A 16,498-nucleotide genomic window follows, 5' to 3' on the forward strand; every position below is an offset into this window, starting at 1 on the left:
GCCCAAACCTGAAAATCAGGGTGGGCTATCGGGAACGAACTAGCTTGACTTTCAAACTCACCGCAACCGCTGCTTAAAGCGGGACGGGAGCAGCATTATCTTAATCGTTAATACGCATTTCAAACAGTCCTCGATAGTCAAAAGTTAGCTAACAATAAAAAAGCGGGTTAGCAAAAGCCCACCTTTAGTTAGACTTCTATTCAGGCTAAATTATACCACCACGCTCATCCCTTTGCAATAGTTTGGAAATGGCGTAATGTTCTTATGAAATTGCCCAAATTACTTGCAGAAGACAGCCAAACCAATCGAATTATGAGAAAAATATTAAGCGGTAAATAGTTATTCTGAACTTGAAGATAGCAATTGTGATATACTGCAAATAATTAAAGTCGCCACCATGTTAGTTCAAAATAGGATGATTTACTATGGCTGGTCTGGCGGAAACGGTTTCGAGCAGCGGTATTATGCGCAGACGCGGGCAACGGATTTTATACGCACTTGTATTACTACTGTTGTTCAGTTTGGGTCTCGCGCTGGCATTCTGGGAAATACAACAGTACGAAACAACTCTACTCAGAAAAACCTTCATTTTGCACGAAACGGGCACACCTCCGGTTAGTGTAATGGAGATTTCCCCTATCAATGCTACGGATAATAGTCCGGTATTATTAGTGGCGCATGGCTATTCTGCCAATAAAGAAACCATGCAGGCAATTGGAGTGGAAAGCGCGCTGCGCCTGAATTTGAGGGTGCTATTACTTGATTTCCCCGGTCATGGTCTTTCTCCAGAGCGTTTTTCCGGCGATCTAGCCAGTGATCAGCAGAATGATCAATTAGTAAAGGCGTTGAACTCCCTCTACCAGTACACCCGCCGCACTTATCCTGATGCTCCGGTGGCGCTGCTTGGGCACTCGATGGGAACAGGGGTTGTGGCGCGCCTCTCTGCTCGTGAGAATAATTTTGCCGCTACCATCCTGCTTTCACCTGCGCGTATGCCTGATTACCCCGAACTAGGTTATAAAAATCTGTTGGTGCTGGTGGGCGATGGCGATATTAGCCAATCATTGGACGAAGCCAAAAAAGTTTATGCCCTCAGCACCGGAATGCCCTCAGATAGCGATTACCCAACGGAAGCACGAAAAGTTGAAGGGGCAGAACAGGGCGATCCATTGGATGGTACGGCAAAGCGCGTACGGGTGCTGTCAGGTACTAACCATATTACGATTCTTTATACCGCCGATACGTTGTCTGAAGTGAATAGCTGGCTAGATCGCACCCTCTTTAAGAGCGATGGAAAGGCGGTGCGCGCTGCCATTTTGGATGATCAGAACGGGGCGGGCTTCCGGCTACGCTGGACTATCGTTGGGATTATTTTCGCTGTATGTTTAATCTATCCGGTATCTTCGTTGCTGGTAGATGTTTTCAAACTACGTGCCGTTTTGAGTCGTATCCCTTTACCACCTACCACCTCGCAAAGTTTACTGATGGCAGGGATATTGCTGCTGGCTGAGGTTATTGCCGCGCTCCTATGGACTCCGGTTAAACCACCGCCCCAATTATTGGGATTGCAATTAGGTAGTTATCTAGCAGGTTTTTTCCTTGTAACCGGGCTGTTGGTATTAGGCTGGTTGCGCTGGTATCAAAACCGCCAGCGTTTCGGGGCGCGTTTCGAGGATTATTCCCGCTACTGGGGCGGGGTGATACTGACCAAACTGACTGTGTGGGTGCTTCTTCCGGCTGGTCTATTTGCGCTGGTTTATTTTACGCTCGGCTGGTTTTCGGCGAATAGCTGGGAAAGTCTCCAATTCAGCCCTGCCAGAATAATTCCTTTTATTGGGCTGGTATTGTGCTTGTTGCCCTATTTTCTGGCAGATGAATGTATCTTCCGGCGTATGCCCACATGGCGCGGCTATTTTCTCGGACTCGGTAGCAAAATCGGGCTGTTTGCAGTATTGTTCGGGGCAGTTATGCTCAGCCCCACCCAATTGGGATTTCTGATAATTATTTTACCTGTGCTGTTTTTGCTGTTTGCAGTATTCGGGTTGGTATCGTTGTGGCTCTTCTGGCTTATGCACGATTTTGTAACCAACGCGGTATTGCAAACCTTGATTTTTGCTTGGGTAATCGCCTGTTTCTTCCCGGTTGTATAACGCTACAAACCGGGTTGCAACCAACCACGCCGTCGCAATACATCTTTGCCTAGCAAGCCCAGTAATACCTCGGATTTAGTATTGGCAAACTCAGGGTGGTACTCAAAGCGATTGCGCTGGAAGTATTGCACCGTGTAGGTTTTGCCGTCATCCGGGTTTTTCTCTGCAAACTCATCGCTGATAGGGTAGCCGAATATGCCTAAGCCCCCGTTATTGAGCCAATAGCGCAAGAACGACCCGCCCAAGCTATATCCGGTTTCAGGAAAATACCAACGATCGGTAGTGCTTTTAAAGGGATCGCCTTTAGGGAACTTGCGCTCTACTGTCAGTTGTACGCCTAGCAAGCCCAATAACACCTCGAAGGGTGTACCCTTATTTTCCGGGTGATATTCAAAGCGATTGCGTTCGAAATACTGCACGGTATAAACTTTATTGTCGGTTGGCGACACCTCTTTAAACTCTTCGGTAAGTGGGTAACCAAAAATCGGCAATGCCCCGTTGCGTTCCCAGTAAGTGCGGAAGGCATAGCCCAGATTGTGCCCGGTTTCGTTGAAGTAGCGAATATTGGAGTCGGTGGCGCGACTAGTGGCACGCTGCGTGGGAAATCCGGCAGGTATTACTGAAACAGGCTGCCGCCCCACATTCTCGGCGTGGTATTTTACATACTCTTGCACAATACCCCCGAAATATTCGGTTACTTTGTTTGAATTGAGCTTTATGTAACCGTAGATTGAGGTAGATTCGCCGGGTTGCAGGCTTTTACCCAGTCCCCAGCGATAAGGGTTGGGTTTGTTGTCAGGGTCACTGAAATCCACCGTCAGCCGAAACTTGTTGCTAATCTTAGGGAAACCTTGCCCGGCATAATCTTGAGCTTCATCGTAGGTATAACCGGGGTCTGGTCCTTGCGTTTCCAGTACCGTATCGCCGGTATTTTTAATGGTAGCATCAATTCGCAGGCTTTGTCCTCCCGGCAAAGTAGTTGGGGAAAATCTAAGGAACACCAGTTCTGCCCCATAGTTGGCAGTTTTTGCCGGTGTAATTATCACTTTGGCGGCTACATCGGCACGAACCTTTGGCAGCAAATCGTAGGCTACCTGACCGGGGCAGGAGGTATTCAGCACGTCGCGATGTCCGCAAATGGTATTGATGGTCTTATCCACAAAGAAAATACGTGCGAGTGCATCAATTTTCTTGGCATCGGCTTTCCAGATCAGCAATGCGGTCAGTGCTGCCAGTTGCGCATCGGTGGGGCGTGTACTGGTAAAACTGCCTATCATACAAATCCCGATGCTACCGGGATTGTACTGTAAAGCATGCCCCGCTACCACATTATCGCCACCATAGCGTCCCTCGTAAATATTGCCTTTCCAATCAACTAGGTAATTGTAGCCGATATCTCCCCAGCCTTTGGTAATAGCATGATAATAGTAGATACTGCGCACATCCACACTAGGGTCAGCATTGTAAGTGTTAGTGGTTTCACTGTGATGTATGATTACCGCTTTTACCGGTACATACTCGCGGGGCCATATTTCGGTTCCGTTCTGAAAGCGCAGGTTTTCGTTTGCGCCCCATGCAGTGCGTGAAATTATAGTGGGTTGGTTAGGCGTATCAGGCAAGGTGGGAGGTGCCATTCCATATATTGGGGCAGCGCTGCCATCCAGAAAAGATAGCCCAACTAGACTAAGCTGGACTCCGTTTGGTATAGTCACGCGATACTGAGCATATTGCCCGCTTGCCAATACCGGATTGCCAAAGACGCGATTTGCCGGGTATTGTCCCGCCGGTCCGGTGCGGTCATCGCTTTCTTGCGTACTGTGGAACCAATCACTGAATTGTGCGCCGTCGCTACTGACTCGCACCTGAAATTCAAGTAAAGCGGAGCTACCAGAACGCACTTCCCAATAAACCCCTACTGCACTAAAAGTTTGACCTACATTGAAAACCGAAGAAATATATTCCCCGGAAGCAGGAAATTTATCTTTTTCTACGAAATCAGAAGCCGCTGCTTTGGCATGTGCCAGCGCCAATGGAAGCATTGCTACCGCCGCTCCCGCCAGCGCCGTGCCTCCCGCCAGTTTGAGGAAGCGGCGACGGCTTCTGCTCGCTCCAAGTGTAGTTCCGTATTCCCCGGGCATATTCTAATTAGACCTCCCATATAAAAACAAGCGAATCCGGTGATGTATAACCACTTTATTAAACGGGTAGATAATAGCACGGTTGCAGGCTATTAATGGATTTAAATGTCTATTTGTACAGACGCGACTAAATATGTTACGATAGAACACATTGCGAAAACAGGTGATTTTGTTTAAAGGAGATAACGCCTTGTACCCATTGCTTGAGGGGAAAAAAGCTCTGATTATGGGAGTTGCCAATAAACGTAGCATTGCTTGGGGTATTGCTCAATCTTTTGCAAAGGCTAATGCCGAAATCATTCTGACTTATCAGACCGAACGGTTGAGAGAAAATGTCGAACAACTTGCGGCAACCCTGCAACCTCATGCCACTGTTATCGGACCTTGCGATGTGCAGAGTGATGCCGAACTGGATGAGGTTTTTGAAAAGGTGAGCGCACACTTTGGCGGCAAACTGGATATTCTGGTTCACTGCCTCGCTTTTGCCAATCGCGAAGACCTGATGGGCAGCTTTACCAATACCAGTCGTGCCGGATATGCGCTGGCGCAAGACATCAGTAGCTTTTCGCTTATTGCCACTGCCAAACGGGCGCGTCCTTTGATGGAAGCGGTAGGCGGTGGAAGCATCATCAGCCTCAGTTATCTGGGTGCAGAGCGAGTGGTGAAGAATTATAATGTGATGGGTGTCGCTAAAGCGGCGCTGGAAGCCTCGGTGCGCTATTGCGCTCAAGACTTGGGCGGTCTAAATATTCGTGTAAACGCCATAAGTGCTGGTCCGATTAAAACGCTGGCAGCCTCAGGTGTACGCGATTTTGGCAAAGTGCTGAATTATGTTAAAGATATAACTCCCCTAAAGCGTAATACTGAACAAGCGGAGGTGGGTGATACTGCTGTATTCCTTGCCAGTGAGATGGCGCGAGGGATAACTGGTGAGGTCATCCATGTAGATAGTGGCTACCATTTATTAGGTCTAATGGTGGCGGACGAATAGAAAGGATTTGCAGTTGAGCGTCGCAGACGGTATCCATACCCCTGATTGGGTAAAGGATGCAATTTTTTACCAGATTTTTCCAGACAGGTTTGCCAGTAGTAGTCGTGTATCAAAACCGGCATATGTGGAAAGCTGGGATAGCCCACCCACCACGCACGGCTACAAATGCGGCGACCTGCTAGGAATTGTCGAAAAGCTGGATTACCTTCAAGATTTAGGAATTAACGCCCTCTATCTCAACCCCATCTTTCAGTCCCCTGCTAATCATCGTTACCATACCCATGATTATTTCCAAGTTGACCCAATTCTAGGCGGAAACCCCGCTTTTCGAGAGTTGCTGGACGAAGCTCATAAGCGCGGCATGCACGTAATTCTGGATGGTGTTTTTAATCATGCCAGTCGGGGGTTTTACCAGTTCAACCATACTCTTGAAAACGGTGTAAATTCACCTTACCTCGATTGGTTTAATTTTCGAGGCTTTCCGGTAAATGCCTATTCAGGTGATCTTAACTATGATGCATGGTGGGGTATTCCGGCGCTGCCAAAATTTAATGTCAGAACCCCGGCGGTACGTGATTATCTTATGTCGGTGGGGCGCTTCTGGTTGGAGTTCGGCGCAGACGGTTGGCGGCTGGATGTCCCTAGCGAAATTGACGATGATGAGTTCTGGCGCGAATTTCGGCGGCAGGTCAAGGGTGTGAACTCGGAAGCCTATATCTGCGGTGAAATCTGGGAAAATGCCAAACGTTGGTTACAAGGCGACCAATTTGATGCGGTGATGAACTATCTCTTTACCCGTGCCGTGATGGGCTTTTTCATGCGCACTTCCAAATTTAACCCTGAGACTATTCGCGATACCGGGCTGGATGGTCATGGTGGTATCCGCATGATTGATGGGCTTCAGTTTGGCATCTTTATCAAGGAATTGCAGGAATTGTACCAGCCTGAAATCAATCAGGTCTTGATGAATCTGCTCGATAGTCACGATACTCCACGCTTTCTGACCATCGCTGGAGGCGATAAAAGCGCGTTGAAATTGGCTACTCTTTTTCAGATGACCTATCCCGGCGCGCCTAGCATTTACTATGGCGATGAGATTGGGATGGAAGGCGCCCGCGACCCTGATTGCCGCCGCTCATTTCCGTGGGATGAAAAGAAGTGGGATAACGACTTGCGCGATTATTTCAAACGCGCTATCGCTCTCCGCAAGCAGCATCCCGCTTTCCGGCGCGGCAAATTCGATACGCTTTACGGGCAAGATAATATGTATATCTACGGGCGGCGTATGGAGAATGAGCATTTCATCGTGGTAATGAACTTGACCGAAATGGTATTGTCTGAGTTGCCGCTCTTTACTCCTGCCGACTCGATGGAATATTTGGAGGGGGGCTACCACTACCGTGATTTGTTTGACAAACCGGGTGAAGTCTATGATTTTTCACCGGGTATAGGGGCAGAAAGCGGGTTTCGGCTCTCACCTCGTAGCGCCACTGTTTTACAGCGACTAAGGTAGGGCGTAATGGAGCGGGTAGTTCTCTCCCACGTACAGGTTGTGCCCTTGCTCAAGCTCTACCGCGAGGGTGCAACCGAAACCGAAATTTCCCCTGACCTTTCGCTTTCAAAGGTCGGGGTTCAACTTACTGCTAAGGGTGTGCTATTTCCGGGTGGGGAAGCGTTGTCGTGGGCGGATGCTGAAAAGATAAGCGAGGCTGAAAACAGTTGCTATGTACTTTCGCAGGACGGCAGCCTTAACAAGGTAGAGGCTTATTCGGACGAAACCAACCGTTATTGTAGCTTGTTACCTACCCGCGCCGCGCCTACTCTTTTGATTTCCGGTATTCTCATGCACCGCATCAAAGATACAGACCCCTACCAAGATACGTTGAGCAAAATTAAAGCCATAGAACCGATTACAGGCAATGTGCTGGATACTTGCACCGGGCTTGGCTATACCGCGATAGAAGCCGCCAAAAGAGCAGAGCGCGTAACCACCATCGAGTTTGATCCGGCAGTACAGGAAATTGAGTGGCTCAATCCATGGTCGCAAGCCCTGTTCGATAACCCGCGCATCACTCGTATGCGGGGCGATAGCTCCGAAATTGTGCCGAGCTTTGAAAATGAATCTTTCCACCGCGTTGTGCATGACCCGCCCACTTTCAGTCTTGCGGGGCAGCTTTACTCCGAAGAATTTTACCGTCAGTTATATCGGGTGCTGAAACGTGGCGGTATCCTCTTTCACTATATTGGCGATCCCAAGAGCAATTACGGCATACGCACCTTCAAGGGGGTAATTCGCCGTCTGCAAAGCGCCGGATTCAAGCGTGTAATCGTGCGCGAAGCTGCCTTCGGGGTAGTGGCGTATCGTTAGATACGATAAGTTAATGTTTACAGCAATGACAGCAACGGGTGAAACGAAGAAGTGCAAAACTTCGGATGAATCGATGAAAATTAATATGCGACATATCACGCTTAAAGCTTTGCGAATCAAAAATCATGTTGTATAATATGCAAAACTTTGGCTGGGATGAGTGACTAATAATTTTGAAAATAAGAGGAATCGGTGATACAACCGCGCGAGCTTAGTAGCGATACAAGTCCATCCGCGCGCCACTTCGGGAGATTACTCGAAAGGCGCTGGCGAGATGGCTTTTTTCTATGTGTGGGTCTTGACCCCGAATACTCCCAAATACCCGCTTTCCTCAAGCAAGGTACGGAAGAGGAAGCAGTGGAGGAAAGCTATTATGCTTTCTGCCGCGCTATTGTAGAGGCTACTGCCGAATCGGTGTGCGCTTTCAAGCCCAATTTGGCTTTCTTTGAACAAGCAGGTCCGCCCGGATTAAAGGCGTTGAAGCGTTTGGGCGACTACCTGCGTAGCCGCTTCCCTGAGATTCCATTGATTCTGGATGCGAAAAGAGGCGATATAGCCAGTACCAACAAAGGCTATGTCGCCTCTCTTTTTGACTATTTTGGAGGAGATGCGGTAACGGTGCAGCCCTATCTGGGCGGCGAAGCGCTCGAACCATATCTGGAACGCGCCGAAAAAGGCGTATTCGTGCTATGCCGCACCTCTAACCCCGGTTCTGCCGAGTTACAGATGTTGTCGGCTGGGGCTGAGGGTACACCGCTCTATTTGAAAGTGGCGCAACTTGCCGCCAACGATTGGAATAGTAATCGCAACGTCGGGTTGGTGGCGGGTGCAACCTATCCTGCCGAACTGGCGCAAATCCGAGCGGTCGCGCCGGATGTACCTTTGCTTGTACCGGGTGTGGGTGCGCAAGGGGGCGACCTTGAGGCAGTTTTGAAGTATGGACGCGACTCACAAGGCTACGGGCTGGTAATTAACAGTAGCCGGGGCATTATTTACGCCGGAAAAGATGAAAATTTCGCCGAAGCCGCTGGGGTTGCTGCCCGTAAGCTCGCCGAGGAAATCAAGACAAGGATAGACTAATGCACGATTACCCAATTGACCTGTCAGTAGCTGAAATTACACCCGATGAATATAACCGTTTGGCAGACCTGTATTTTGAAATCGGGGCGGTCAAGTTTGGCGCTTTCAAGCTGAAACAGCACGAAACCGACCCAACTGCGCCTCTTTCGCCAATTTACTTGAACCTGCGGATTTTACGCAGCTACCCTAGCGTAATGTCCTACACCTGCGCTTTGCTGGATAAAATTAGTTGCCGCTTGAGTTTCGACCTGTACGCCGATATTCCCACTGCCGTTACGCCGTTGGTGGCGGTGCTGGCTTATACCACCTCTCGCCCGATGATTTCACCCCGCAAAGATACCAAAGGCTACGGGCTAGGCGTGGAGATTGACGGCGATTTCAAGGCAGGGCAAACCGCGCTCTTGATTGATGATGTTGTTTCGCTGGCATACAGCAAGTTTGAGGCGATAGAGAAATTGGAGCATGCCGGGTTGAAAGTACGCGACCTTTTGATGGTGGTAGATCGCCAACAGGGTGGCGTACAGGCGCTGGAAGAAAAAGGCTACCTGACCCATACTGTAATCACGCTGTCCCAATTGCTTAATCGCTATTTGGAAACCGGCAAAATTGACCGAGCGCGCTACGATGAAGTGCGTCGGTATATGGGGTTGTAAAGCATATGCTCAGATTGCCGTCTTTCGCCGATCCACACGTTCATTTGCGCGAACCGGGCAGCACCGATAAGGAGGATTTCTATACCGGAACCTGTGCTGCGTTGGCGGGCGGTTATACTGCCCTGTTGGACATGCCAAATAACCCCGTTCCCACCACTACCGAGGCAGCGTTAGAGGAGAAAATAGGGCTGGCAAGGGCGAAGATCGTGTGTGATGTTGGTTTTAACTTTGGGGCGACTCCTGATAACGGGTCTGAATACCCCAGAATCGTCCAGCGAGTGGCGGGGCTGAAAGCGTATTTTGGACACACACATGGAAATATTATTTTTGAAGGATTGCCGGCTATGCTGGCTATTTTTTTAAGCTGGTATCCGGCAGAGCGTTATCCGCACAAACCGATTATGATCCATGCTGAGGGCGCGACGGTGGCAGCGGTGATCGGTCTGGCGGCGCTCTACAATCGGCGCATCCATATTTGCCACCTCAGCAAAAAATCTGAACTGGCAGTAATCAGGGCGGCTAAAGAAAAAGGCATTGCCATTACCTGCGAGGCTGCGCCCCACCATCTGTTTTTGACAGAGCAGGAGGCTGCGCCGGATAAACTCGGCGCGTATGCTAAGATGAGTCCGGCTTTGCAAACGGAAGAAGATGTACGCGCTCTGTGGCAAGGTTTGGCGGACGGTTCTATTGATATGCTTGCCACCGACCATGCGCCCCACACCCGCGCCGAAAAAGATAGCAGCAAACCGCCCTTTGGCGTGCCGGGTTTGGAAACTACCTTCGGGCTGATGTACCGCGAGGTGGCGGAAGGACGCGCCGGATTTGACCTTGCCCGCTTGGTGGAATTGTTGGCAATTGCGCCCCGCCGCGTTTTCGGACTGCCCGAAGGCGAGGGCGAGGTGGAAATTGACGAAACTGATAAATACGAATTTTCGAATGAGGGACTATATACAAAGTGTGGCTGGACTCCTTTCGTTGGTATGAAAGGACAGGGGCGCGTGCGGCGGGTTTGGTTGCGTGGGCAATTGGTCTTTGAGGACGGGAAGGTGCTGGCTGCATCGGGGAGCGCTAAAATATTAAGTTTTGAGGGGTGAGTTTCCTGAACGATTCGGGTGAAGTTCGCCCGAACGCAATTTCCCACTTCCTACTGATGGGATTGCAAAACTCATCATAAAATTAAGGGGGTAGTATGCTAACATACGAGGAACGAAGTAAGCTATTTACAATAGCAGAGCCTATAAACGGTGACTTGACCGGAAAAGCGGTGCTATCGGTTGAGCAATTCAGCCGCAGCGACCTTGACCGTTTCTTTGAAGAAGCCGACTGGATGAAGCGTATTAAAGAGCAGAACGGCTCAACCGATATTTTACGCGGCAAAATCTTGGTCAACTTGTTCTATGAAGCCAGTACCCGCACCGACTCCAGTTTTAGCATTGCTATGAAGCGATTGGGAGGTGAGGTTCACAACATCGTAGGGGTGCAGTTCAGTTCGGTTTCAAAGGGCGAGACTCTGTCCGATACAGTGCGGGTGTTGTCCGGTTATGCCGACCTGATTGTGTTGCGTCACCACCAGAAGGGCGCAGCCGCAGAAGCAGCCTTAGCAATTCATAAAGAGCGCACCAAGCAAGGCTTGCCTAACATTCCGTTGATAAATGCGGGTGATGGCGTGGGCGAGCATCCTTCTCAGGCGTTGCTGGATACCTATACCATTAACCAAAAGTGCGGCGGTCTTGACGACCTAACCGTGGGTTTGGTAGGCGACTTGAAACACGGGCGCACCGTCCACTCACTGGCAAAACTGTTAAGCCTATACCGCAATGTCAAGCTTATATTTGTATCGCCTGAATCTTTGAATATGCCGGAAGAACTGGTAGAGGAACTGAAGGCGAAGGGCGTGCAGATGAGTGTTGCTAAAGACATCAATGAAGTGGCTAACGAGGCAGACGTGTGGTACATTACTCGTGTGCAGAAGGAACGCTTCGAGAGCGAGGAAGCATATCAAGCGGTGAGCGGTTCTTACCGTGTGACGCTAGATACGGTGGCAAGTATGAAGCCCACTGCCATAATCATGCACCCATTGCCGCGTGTCGGTGAAATTGACGAAGCGGTGGATGAATTACCACAAGCAGTTTATTTCGAACAAGCTTCCAACGGCATGTATGTGCGTATGGCGTTATTGTCTGGCGTACTGGGCAAATGGTAAAGTAAAATGCGATGGGGGTAAGTATCTAATTTGTCCCCTGTTCTCAAGGTTGGCTATGACACAGAAAATTTACGAGCCGCATCATCCTACTCGGAACAGTGGCTTTGTTATAATTGCGTTTAGTATTCTGTTTATATTAGTTTCTGTAGCATTTTTGGTACTCAGTACCATGAATCCGGGGTGGGCGGTCTGGCTTATTGTAGAACTGGTAATGGTGGGCTTGTGGTTGCTCAGCCTCAAACTAATCGCCAACGCCTTGAAAAACGAACCACGCCGGGTTATTCTGGATGAAGCTAAACTGTGGGTTGAAACTGAAGATGGTAAGCGCGAACTGGAAATCCCTTTTGACAAAATTACGGCAGTCAATGAAGGGAAAGCCTTTATCGTGAGTACAGACGACCCACAGCTTGAGAAATACAAGACGTGGTATCGTGGGCTGGTAATTGATTGGCGGGATCGCGAAACAGAAGTGCGCAGCGTGCTGGACGAGCGCAACACCCGTGAGTTTGATGAGCTCATGGACGAGGTGTTTGCCCGTTCGCCCGAAGGCACGCAAGGTGAACGTTTTTACGAAAGATAATCAGAACTTTCCTTAAAATCTGAAAAAGAGCAATATAGATGAAAACAAATTCAACCTATAACATCGGTTTGAGCTATGACGAAAATTACGAGCGCGGACCTGAATTTAGTGGAACGCTGCCCGAACTGGCAGAAATCAATCGGGGGTTGCCTGCTTATAGCTTTTTCGGCAAAAAGCTAAACTCTCCTTTGGGCGTTCCTGCAGGCCCTTTGCTCAATTCCGCCTATATCAAGCTGTACGCTGATTTGGGTTTTGATGTGCTGACCTACAAAACAGTTCGAACGTTGCGTATCCCTGTTCATCCTTTCCCCAACGTGCTGGCGGTAGCCACTTCCCCGGAACAGATGATGCCGCGCGGCGCTAAACCGGAACTGATCTGCCTTCCTGATGATAGCAGCCCGCTTGAACAGCTTAGTATTACTAACTCGTTTGGAATGCCAAGCCGCGATCCGCAAACATGGCAAGAGGATGTGGCGAAGGCGCGTGCAGCCATTCACGAGGGGCAAATGTTGGTGGTGAGCGTGGTCGGCACTGTCAAGGCGGGCGGCACACTGCAAGAATTGGCGGAAGATTTTGCGCTGGCGGGCGAATGGGCTAAACAGGCGGGCGCAGAAGCGGTGGAGGCGAATTTCAGTTGTCCGAACGTACAGAGCGGCGAAGGCAGCTTATACCAGAGTCCCGAAGCAGTGGGGATAATTGCGGCGGCGATGCGGAAAAGGCTTGGAAGTACCCCATTAATCCTGAAAATGGGCTTTCTGGATGATGACAACCTAACTCATGAGGTGGTTTCGGCAGCGGTTCGCGGTGGCGCAAACGCGCTGGCGGCTATCAATACTATTCCGGCGAATGTGCGTACTCCTGAAGGTGTTCAGGCTCTACCCGGTAACGGTCGCTTATCTAGTGGCATTTGTGGGGCAGCTATCAAACCGGCAGGGCAGGCAATGGTAAAACGCTTGCTGGAAACCAGACGCGCGTTAGGCATTTCTTCAAGCGACCTTACTATTATCGGGGTGGGTGGGGTAATGACTGCGCCCGATGCGCTGGAATATCTAGAATTTGGTGTGGATGGAGTACAGAGCGGAACAGGGGCGATGTGGAATCCTTATCTGGCGCAAGAGTTCAAGCAACTCTATGCGAAGGTGGATTCCACCGTTTCTGCTAGGTAAACCAAATACCCTGCTTGCTCAAGGGTATTAACAATGTTGCGACCCTCTTCTTGGCTGCTAACCAGCGCATAGAGGGTCGGTCCGCTTCCTGAAACGCGCACGAACTCTGCTCCGGCGTTCACCATTGCGTTGCGGTAAAAATCTATTTCTGGGAACAGCTCATATACCAACCGTTCAAAACTATTGAATAATAACGATTCGGATAGTGACTTTCCCACCCTTATAGATTTCACCAGTTCGCGGGTGATTTGCCCTCCGCTAAAGTCGCTTCGTTCCAAGCTGCGATAGAGGGTGGCGGTTTTGTTAGCGGGCAAATTTACTTCGGGATAAAGTAATACCATCCAGTATTTGCCCAACGGTGGTAAGGTTGTAAGTTTCTCGCCACGCCCTTCTACTAGCGCAGTACCACCTCTGATAAAGAATGGCACATCGCTGCCTAACCTCGCCGACATTTCTTCCAGTTTTTCTGTGCTAAGCCCCAAATTCCAGAACCAGTTTATGGCGAAAAGCGCGGTAGCGGCATCGCTGCTACCCCCGCCCAAACCGGCGGCAACCGGAATAGCTTTTTCGAGATAAAGGCTCACGCCTCGCTTCTTCTCGGCTGGCAACAACTCGTGCAGCAAATTGGCAGCCCGCCACACCAGATTGGTTTCGTCCACCAATTCGGGTAGATTACAATCAAACTCAATATTCTCTGAAGGCGCAAGGTATAAGGTATCTGCCAGCGATACGGTTTGCATAACCGAAGCCAGGTCATGAAATCCATCTAGGCGTTTGCCCAGAATTTCGAGGGAAAGATTTAACTTGGCGTAAGCTGGAAAACTCTGCCTTTCGGGGTTGTCAGGATTTCCAGCAGCAACGGTTGGGGTGCTTGCTTCGGCGTTTTCCGAAGTTTCAGTATCAGTAATTTCGCTCATTCTCGCCAAATATTCAAGGTGTCGCGTTTTTCTTCTTCGCTCTCCATTACTTCAATAAAGAAGATTTGGTTCCAAGGAAACATTATAACTCGCGCCCGTTTATCAATAAAGGTGACAGGGCGATTATCCATCTTGCGCGGGTTGGAGATAGAAACAAAAGAATCTTTAGGGTCAGGAAGCTTCTCCATTTCGCCAACAATCGCGTCCTGATTGAGTACATGTAAAATTACTATAGCCACAACTACTCTCCGTATTTTAAAGGGACCCAAGGTATCCGGTTTATTTGAATGGACTATTTAGCATCCGGCTTAAATAACACTTTTATAATAGCATTGCCCATCCGGATTTCATCGCCATCTTTTAGCAAACTGGGTTGTCCTCGCATTAACACTTGCCTATTGATGAAGGTACGGTTCGTACTACCTAAGTCAGTAAGAAAAGGAACACCATCGCGGAAAGTAATACAAGCGTGCCGTCGCGATACCCCTAATTCTAGTGCATCATCCGGGGTAAGGTCAATATCAGGGGTTTCACCAGAAACTGCATCACTTCTGCCGATGATAATATTAGAACGGTCGGGGCATTCCATCCGTCTCCCGGTATTTAATACCACAAGCTTTAAATCCTTGCGCACCGGACCGCTAACCGGAGCAGGTGGCGCTACCGGAAATGTCCCCTGTGGAATAACGGGTATGCTAAAGTTAGAAGGCGGGATATTGGCAGTGGTATATTTACTCTCGCGAGAAAGGTCGAGATTGGGGTCAATACCTTCCTCTAACCCGGTTAAGTCCGCTCCACAATCGTTACAAAAAAGAGTACCTTCTATTTGTTTTGTTCCACAGTTTGGACAGATAATCATTAATATGACCTTTTTTCTAGCTGTAGCTACGATGTACTAATCTTCAAAAAGTCCGGTTAGCCCTCTTGTCCCGTACTTTATCCGTTTTTTCCCTTCAGCGGTAGCAATACCTCGAACTTCCAAATTGTTCAATTCCTGCTCTACCTGCGAAGCCAGAATGGATTCCCCCATATTGAGAAGCTTAGTGCCAACTGCTGCCAACTTTTTTTTACCACCTTCAATATCTCCACTACTCAAATCTTGCCATGCTTTAGCCTGAAGCTTGAAAGTAGTGATTTTTTCCAGAATGCTCTTAACTTCCGGGTTTATCGGGGAACTATGGATGGGTTCAGCTATGGTTATACCCACTGGAAGTTTTAAATGCACGGTATTTTTTTGTGCTTCAATAGGGGTGTAGCGCAACGAGAAATCCCCAACACGAAAAACTCCCGGCGGGCAGGTAGGCAATAGCAATTCTATTAATACTTTGTAGTCGTGCTTGTATCGCATAACCCCTAACTTGAGATTCAATTCGCCTTTATTATTGCCGGGAATAATTTCCATTTCGCTAATAGTCGGCACTATTCTATGGGCATTTCTAATTTTGATGCCTTGAACAGGCTGAAATATTAGGGTTGCATTATTAGTAAGAGTAGCCCGGAACTGCGCGATTTTTTGAAGGAATATTTTGATAATCTGGTCTGCGGAGTTAATAAATTCGGATGAACTGGCTGTTTTTGCTGCAACTGTTTCGAGCAAATCCTCATTCCAGTCTGTACCGATACCCATTGGGTGTATGCTAATGTTATTACGCGCGGCTTCCATACCAAGGTAAACACATTGTTCGGAATCGCCGTAGGTTTGACCATCGGTAAAAAGCATTAGGTGGTTTAATTCGGTGAAATTTGTGGCGCGTTTCATTTCCATGATGCCTTGATTCAGACCTTGCGCCAGTTCAGTCCCACCTTTTGCCTCAATTGAGTCGATCAGCATTTTGATGTTTTCGCGACTATCGACTCGTTGGCAACCCACCACTACCGTTGCCCGGTCATTGAAGCTGATCAGGCTGAAAAAATCTTCGTTGGCAAGTTGGTCAACCACCTGTTTAGCGGCTGATTTCAGCGCAAATAGCTTTTCCCCACGCATCGAACTGCTCTGGTCAACTACTAGACAAATGTTGAGAGGAACATTTCCGCTATTTGATAAATGCTCATGGGTGCTGAGTGTGAAAAGCAGATAAATAACTTTCTCTACTTTAGAAGCAGGAAAAGCTTGCTGCGAGGGCATATAATCCAGCGTTACAGGTTCATATCCTGGGTAAGCCGATATTAGACGCTCGTTGTTACCGCCTTTTAATTTATCATTATTATCGAGCGGAACTATATTACGTTCGCTCATAGCACAAGCCTCATCG

The 16,498-nt window shown here is 48.9% G+C and carries 15 protein-coding genes; 10 read left to right on the forward strand and 5 right to left on the reverse strand.

The features are described 5' to 3' along the window. Positions 1-425 precede the first annotated feature (425 nt). Entirely contained in the window at positions 426-2,150 is a 1,725-nt protein-coding gene (locus OZ401_RS19490; protein ID WP_341470189.1) for an alpha/beta fold hydrolase, read from the forward strand. A gap of 2 nt (positions 2,151-2,152) precedes the next feature. Here the strand turns inward: OZ401_RS19490 and OZ401_RS19495 are convergent, their stop codons facing one another. Beyond that, positions 2,153-4,288, reverse strand: coding sequence for an N-acetylmuramoyl-L-alanine amidase (locus OZ401_RS19495; protein WP_341470190.1), 2,136 nt, complete (start codon positions 4,286-4,288; stop codon positions 2,153-2,155). A 226-nt stretch (positions 4,289-4,514) separates the two neighbouring features. On the opposite strand from OZ401_RS19495, the gene OZ401_RS19500 reads away from it, so the two are divergent. The 9 genes from OZ401_RS19500 (at position 4,515) to OZ401_RS19540 (ending at position 13,329) form a co-directional block, all read left to right on the forward strand. Continuing rightward, a complete protein-coding gene (locus tag OZ401_RS19500; RefSeq protein ID WP_341471842.1) occupies positions 4,515-5,279 on the forward strand; it encodes an enoyl-ACP reductase FabI in 765 nt (254 codons plus the stop codon). 13 nt (positions 5,280-5,292) lie between these two features. Beyond that, the gene (locus tag OZ401_RS19505) at positions 5,293-6,792 is read left to right on the forward strand and encodes a glycoside hydrolase family 13 protein (protein ID WP_341470191.1); all 1,500 of its coding nucleotides are present in this window, start codon (positions 5,293-5,295) and stop codon (positions 6,790-6,792) included. Between the two features lie 6 nt (positions 6,793-6,798). Beyond that, entirely contained in the window at positions 6,799-7,647 is an 849-nt protein-coding gene (locus OZ401_RS19510; protein ID WP_341470192.1) for a class I SAM-dependent methyltransferase, read from the forward strand. Positions 7,648-7,839: 192 nt separating this feature from the next. Continuing rightward, complete coding sequence (gene pyrF, locus OZ401_RS19515; protein WP_341470193.1) at positions 7,840-8,727, forward strand: orotidine-5'-phosphate decarboxylase; 888 nt, start codon at positions 7,840-7,842, stop codon at positions 8,725-8,727. Beyond that, positions 8,727-9,380 (forward strand): orotate phosphoribosyltransferase, encoded by a 654-nt coding sequence (locus OZ401_RS19520; RefSeq protein ID WP_341470194.1) that lies wholly within the window; start codon positions 8,727-8,729, stop codon positions 9,378-9,380. The genes pyrF and OZ401_RS19520 overlap by 1 nt, the downstream gene beginning before the upstream one ends. 5 nt (positions 9,381-9,385) lie before the next feature. Next, positions 9,386-10,474 carry a dihydroorotase gene (locus tag OZ401_RS19525; protein ID WP_341470195.1) on the forward strand — a complete coding sequence of 363 codons (1,089 nt, stop codon included), beginning with the start codon at positions 9,386-9,388 and terminating at the stop codon, positions 10,472-10,474. 95 nt (positions 10,475-10,569) lie between these two features. After that, the gene (gene pyrB, locus OZ401_RS19530; RefSeq protein WP_341470196.1) at positions 10,570-11,583 is read left to right on the forward strand and encodes an aspartate carbamoyltransferase; all 1,014 of its coding nucleotides are present in this window, start codon (positions 10,570-10,572) and stop codon (positions 11,581-11,583) included. A 55-nt stretch (positions 11,584-11,638) separates the two neighbouring features. Next, on the forward strand, positions 11,639-12,163 hold the full coding sequence (locus OZ401_RS19535; RefSeq protein ID WP_341470197.1) for a hypothetical protein: 525 nt from the start codon (positions 11,639-11,641) through the stop codon (positions 12,161-12,163). Positions 12,164-12,201: 38 nt separating this feature from the next. Beyond that, a complete protein-coding gene (locus OZ401_RS19540) occupies positions 12,202-13,329 on the forward strand; it encodes a beta/alpha barrel domain-containing protein (RefSeq protein ID WP_341470198.1) in 1,128 nt (375 codons plus the stop codon). Here the strand turns inward: OZ401_RS19540 and ispE are convergent. The 4 genes from ispE to OZ401_RS19560 are packed head-to-tail and all read right to left on the reverse strand — an operon-like array spanning position 13,293 to position 16,482. After that, entirely contained in the window at positions 13,293-14,246 is a 954-nt protein-coding gene (gene ispE / locus OZ401_RS19545) for a 4-(cytidine 5'-diphospho)-2-C-methyl-D-erythritol kinase (protein ID WP_341470199.1), read from the reverse strand. The genes OZ401_RS19540 and ispE overlap by 37 nt on opposite strands. Further along, complete coding sequence (locus OZ401_RS19550) at positions 14,243-14,485, reverse strand: hypothetical protein (protein ID WP_341470200.1); 243 nt, start codon at positions 14,483-14,485, stop codon at positions 14,243-14,245. The genes ispE and OZ401_RS19550 overlap by 4 nt, the downstream gene beginning before the upstream one ends. A gap of 53 nt (positions 14,486-14,538) precedes the next feature. Next, positions 14,539-15,105: an FHA domain-containing protein gene (locus tag OZ401_RS19555; protein WP_341470201.1), complete on the reverse strand. Its 567-nt coding sequence runs from the start codon at positions 15,103-15,105 to the stop codon at positions 14,539-14,541. A 36-nt stretch (positions 15,106-15,141) separates the two neighbouring features. Then, complete coding sequence (locus tag OZ401_RS19560; protein WP_341470202.1) at positions 15,142-16,482, reverse strand: vWA domain-containing protein; 1,341 nt, start codon at positions 16,480-16,482, stop codon at positions 15,142-15,144. Between the last annotated feature and the right edge of the window lie 16 nt (positions 16,483-16,498).

The sequence above is a fragment of the Candidatus Chlorohelix allophototropha genome, from assembly GCF_030389965.1.
In the GTDB taxonomy this organism is placed as follows: Bacteria; Chloroflexota; Chloroflexia; order Chloroheliales; family Chloroheliaceae; genus Chlorohelix; species Chlorohelix allophototropha.

Coding starts and splice junctions, on each gene's coding strand:
- OZ401_RS19525 (WP_341470195.1), top strand. CDS start 9,386: ATGCTCAGATTGCCGTCTTTCGCCGATCCACACGTTCATTTGCGCGAA.
- OZ401_RS19500 (WP_341471842.1), top strand. CDS start 4,515: ATGGGAGTTGCCAATAAACGTAGCATTGCTTGGGGTATTGCTCAATCT.
- OZ401_RS19495 (WP_341470190.1), bottom strand. CDS start 4,288: ATGCCCGGGGAATACGGAACTACACTTGGAGCGAGCAGAAGCCGTCGC.
- OZ401_RS19540 (WP_341470198.1), top strand. CDS start 12,202: ATGAAAACAAATTCAACCTATAACATCGGTTTGAGCTATGACGAAAAT.
- OZ401_RS19560 (WP_341470202.1), bottom strand. CDS start 16,482: ATGAGCGAACGTAATATAGTTCCGCTCGATAATAATGATAAATTAAAA.
- OZ401_RS19535 (WP_341470197.1), top strand. CDS start 11,639: ATGACACAGAAAATTTACGAGCCGCATCATCCTACTCGGAACAGTGGC.
- pyrB (WP_341470196.1), top strand. CDS start 10,570: ATGCTAACATACGAGGAACGAAGTAAGCTATTTACAATAGCAGAGCCT.
- OZ401_RS19510 (WP_341470192.1), top strand. CDS start 6,799: ATGGAGCGGGTAGTTCTCTCCCACGTACAGGTTGTGCCCTTGCTCAAG.
- ispE (WP_341470199.1), bottom strand. CDS start 14,246: ATGAGCGAAATTACTGATACTGAAACTTCGGAAAACGCCGAAGCAAGC.
- OZ401_RS19490 (WP_341470189.1), top strand. CDS start 426: ATGGCTGGTCTGGCGGAAACGGTTTCGAGCAGCGGTATTATGCGCAGA.
- OZ401_RS19555 (WP_341470201.1), bottom strand. CDS start 15,105: ATGATTATCTGTCCAAACTGTGGAACAAAACAAATAGAAGGTACTCTT.
- OZ401_RS19520 (WP_341470194.1), top strand. CDS start 8,727: ATGCACGATTACCCAATTGACCTGTCAGTAGCTGAAATTACACCCGAT.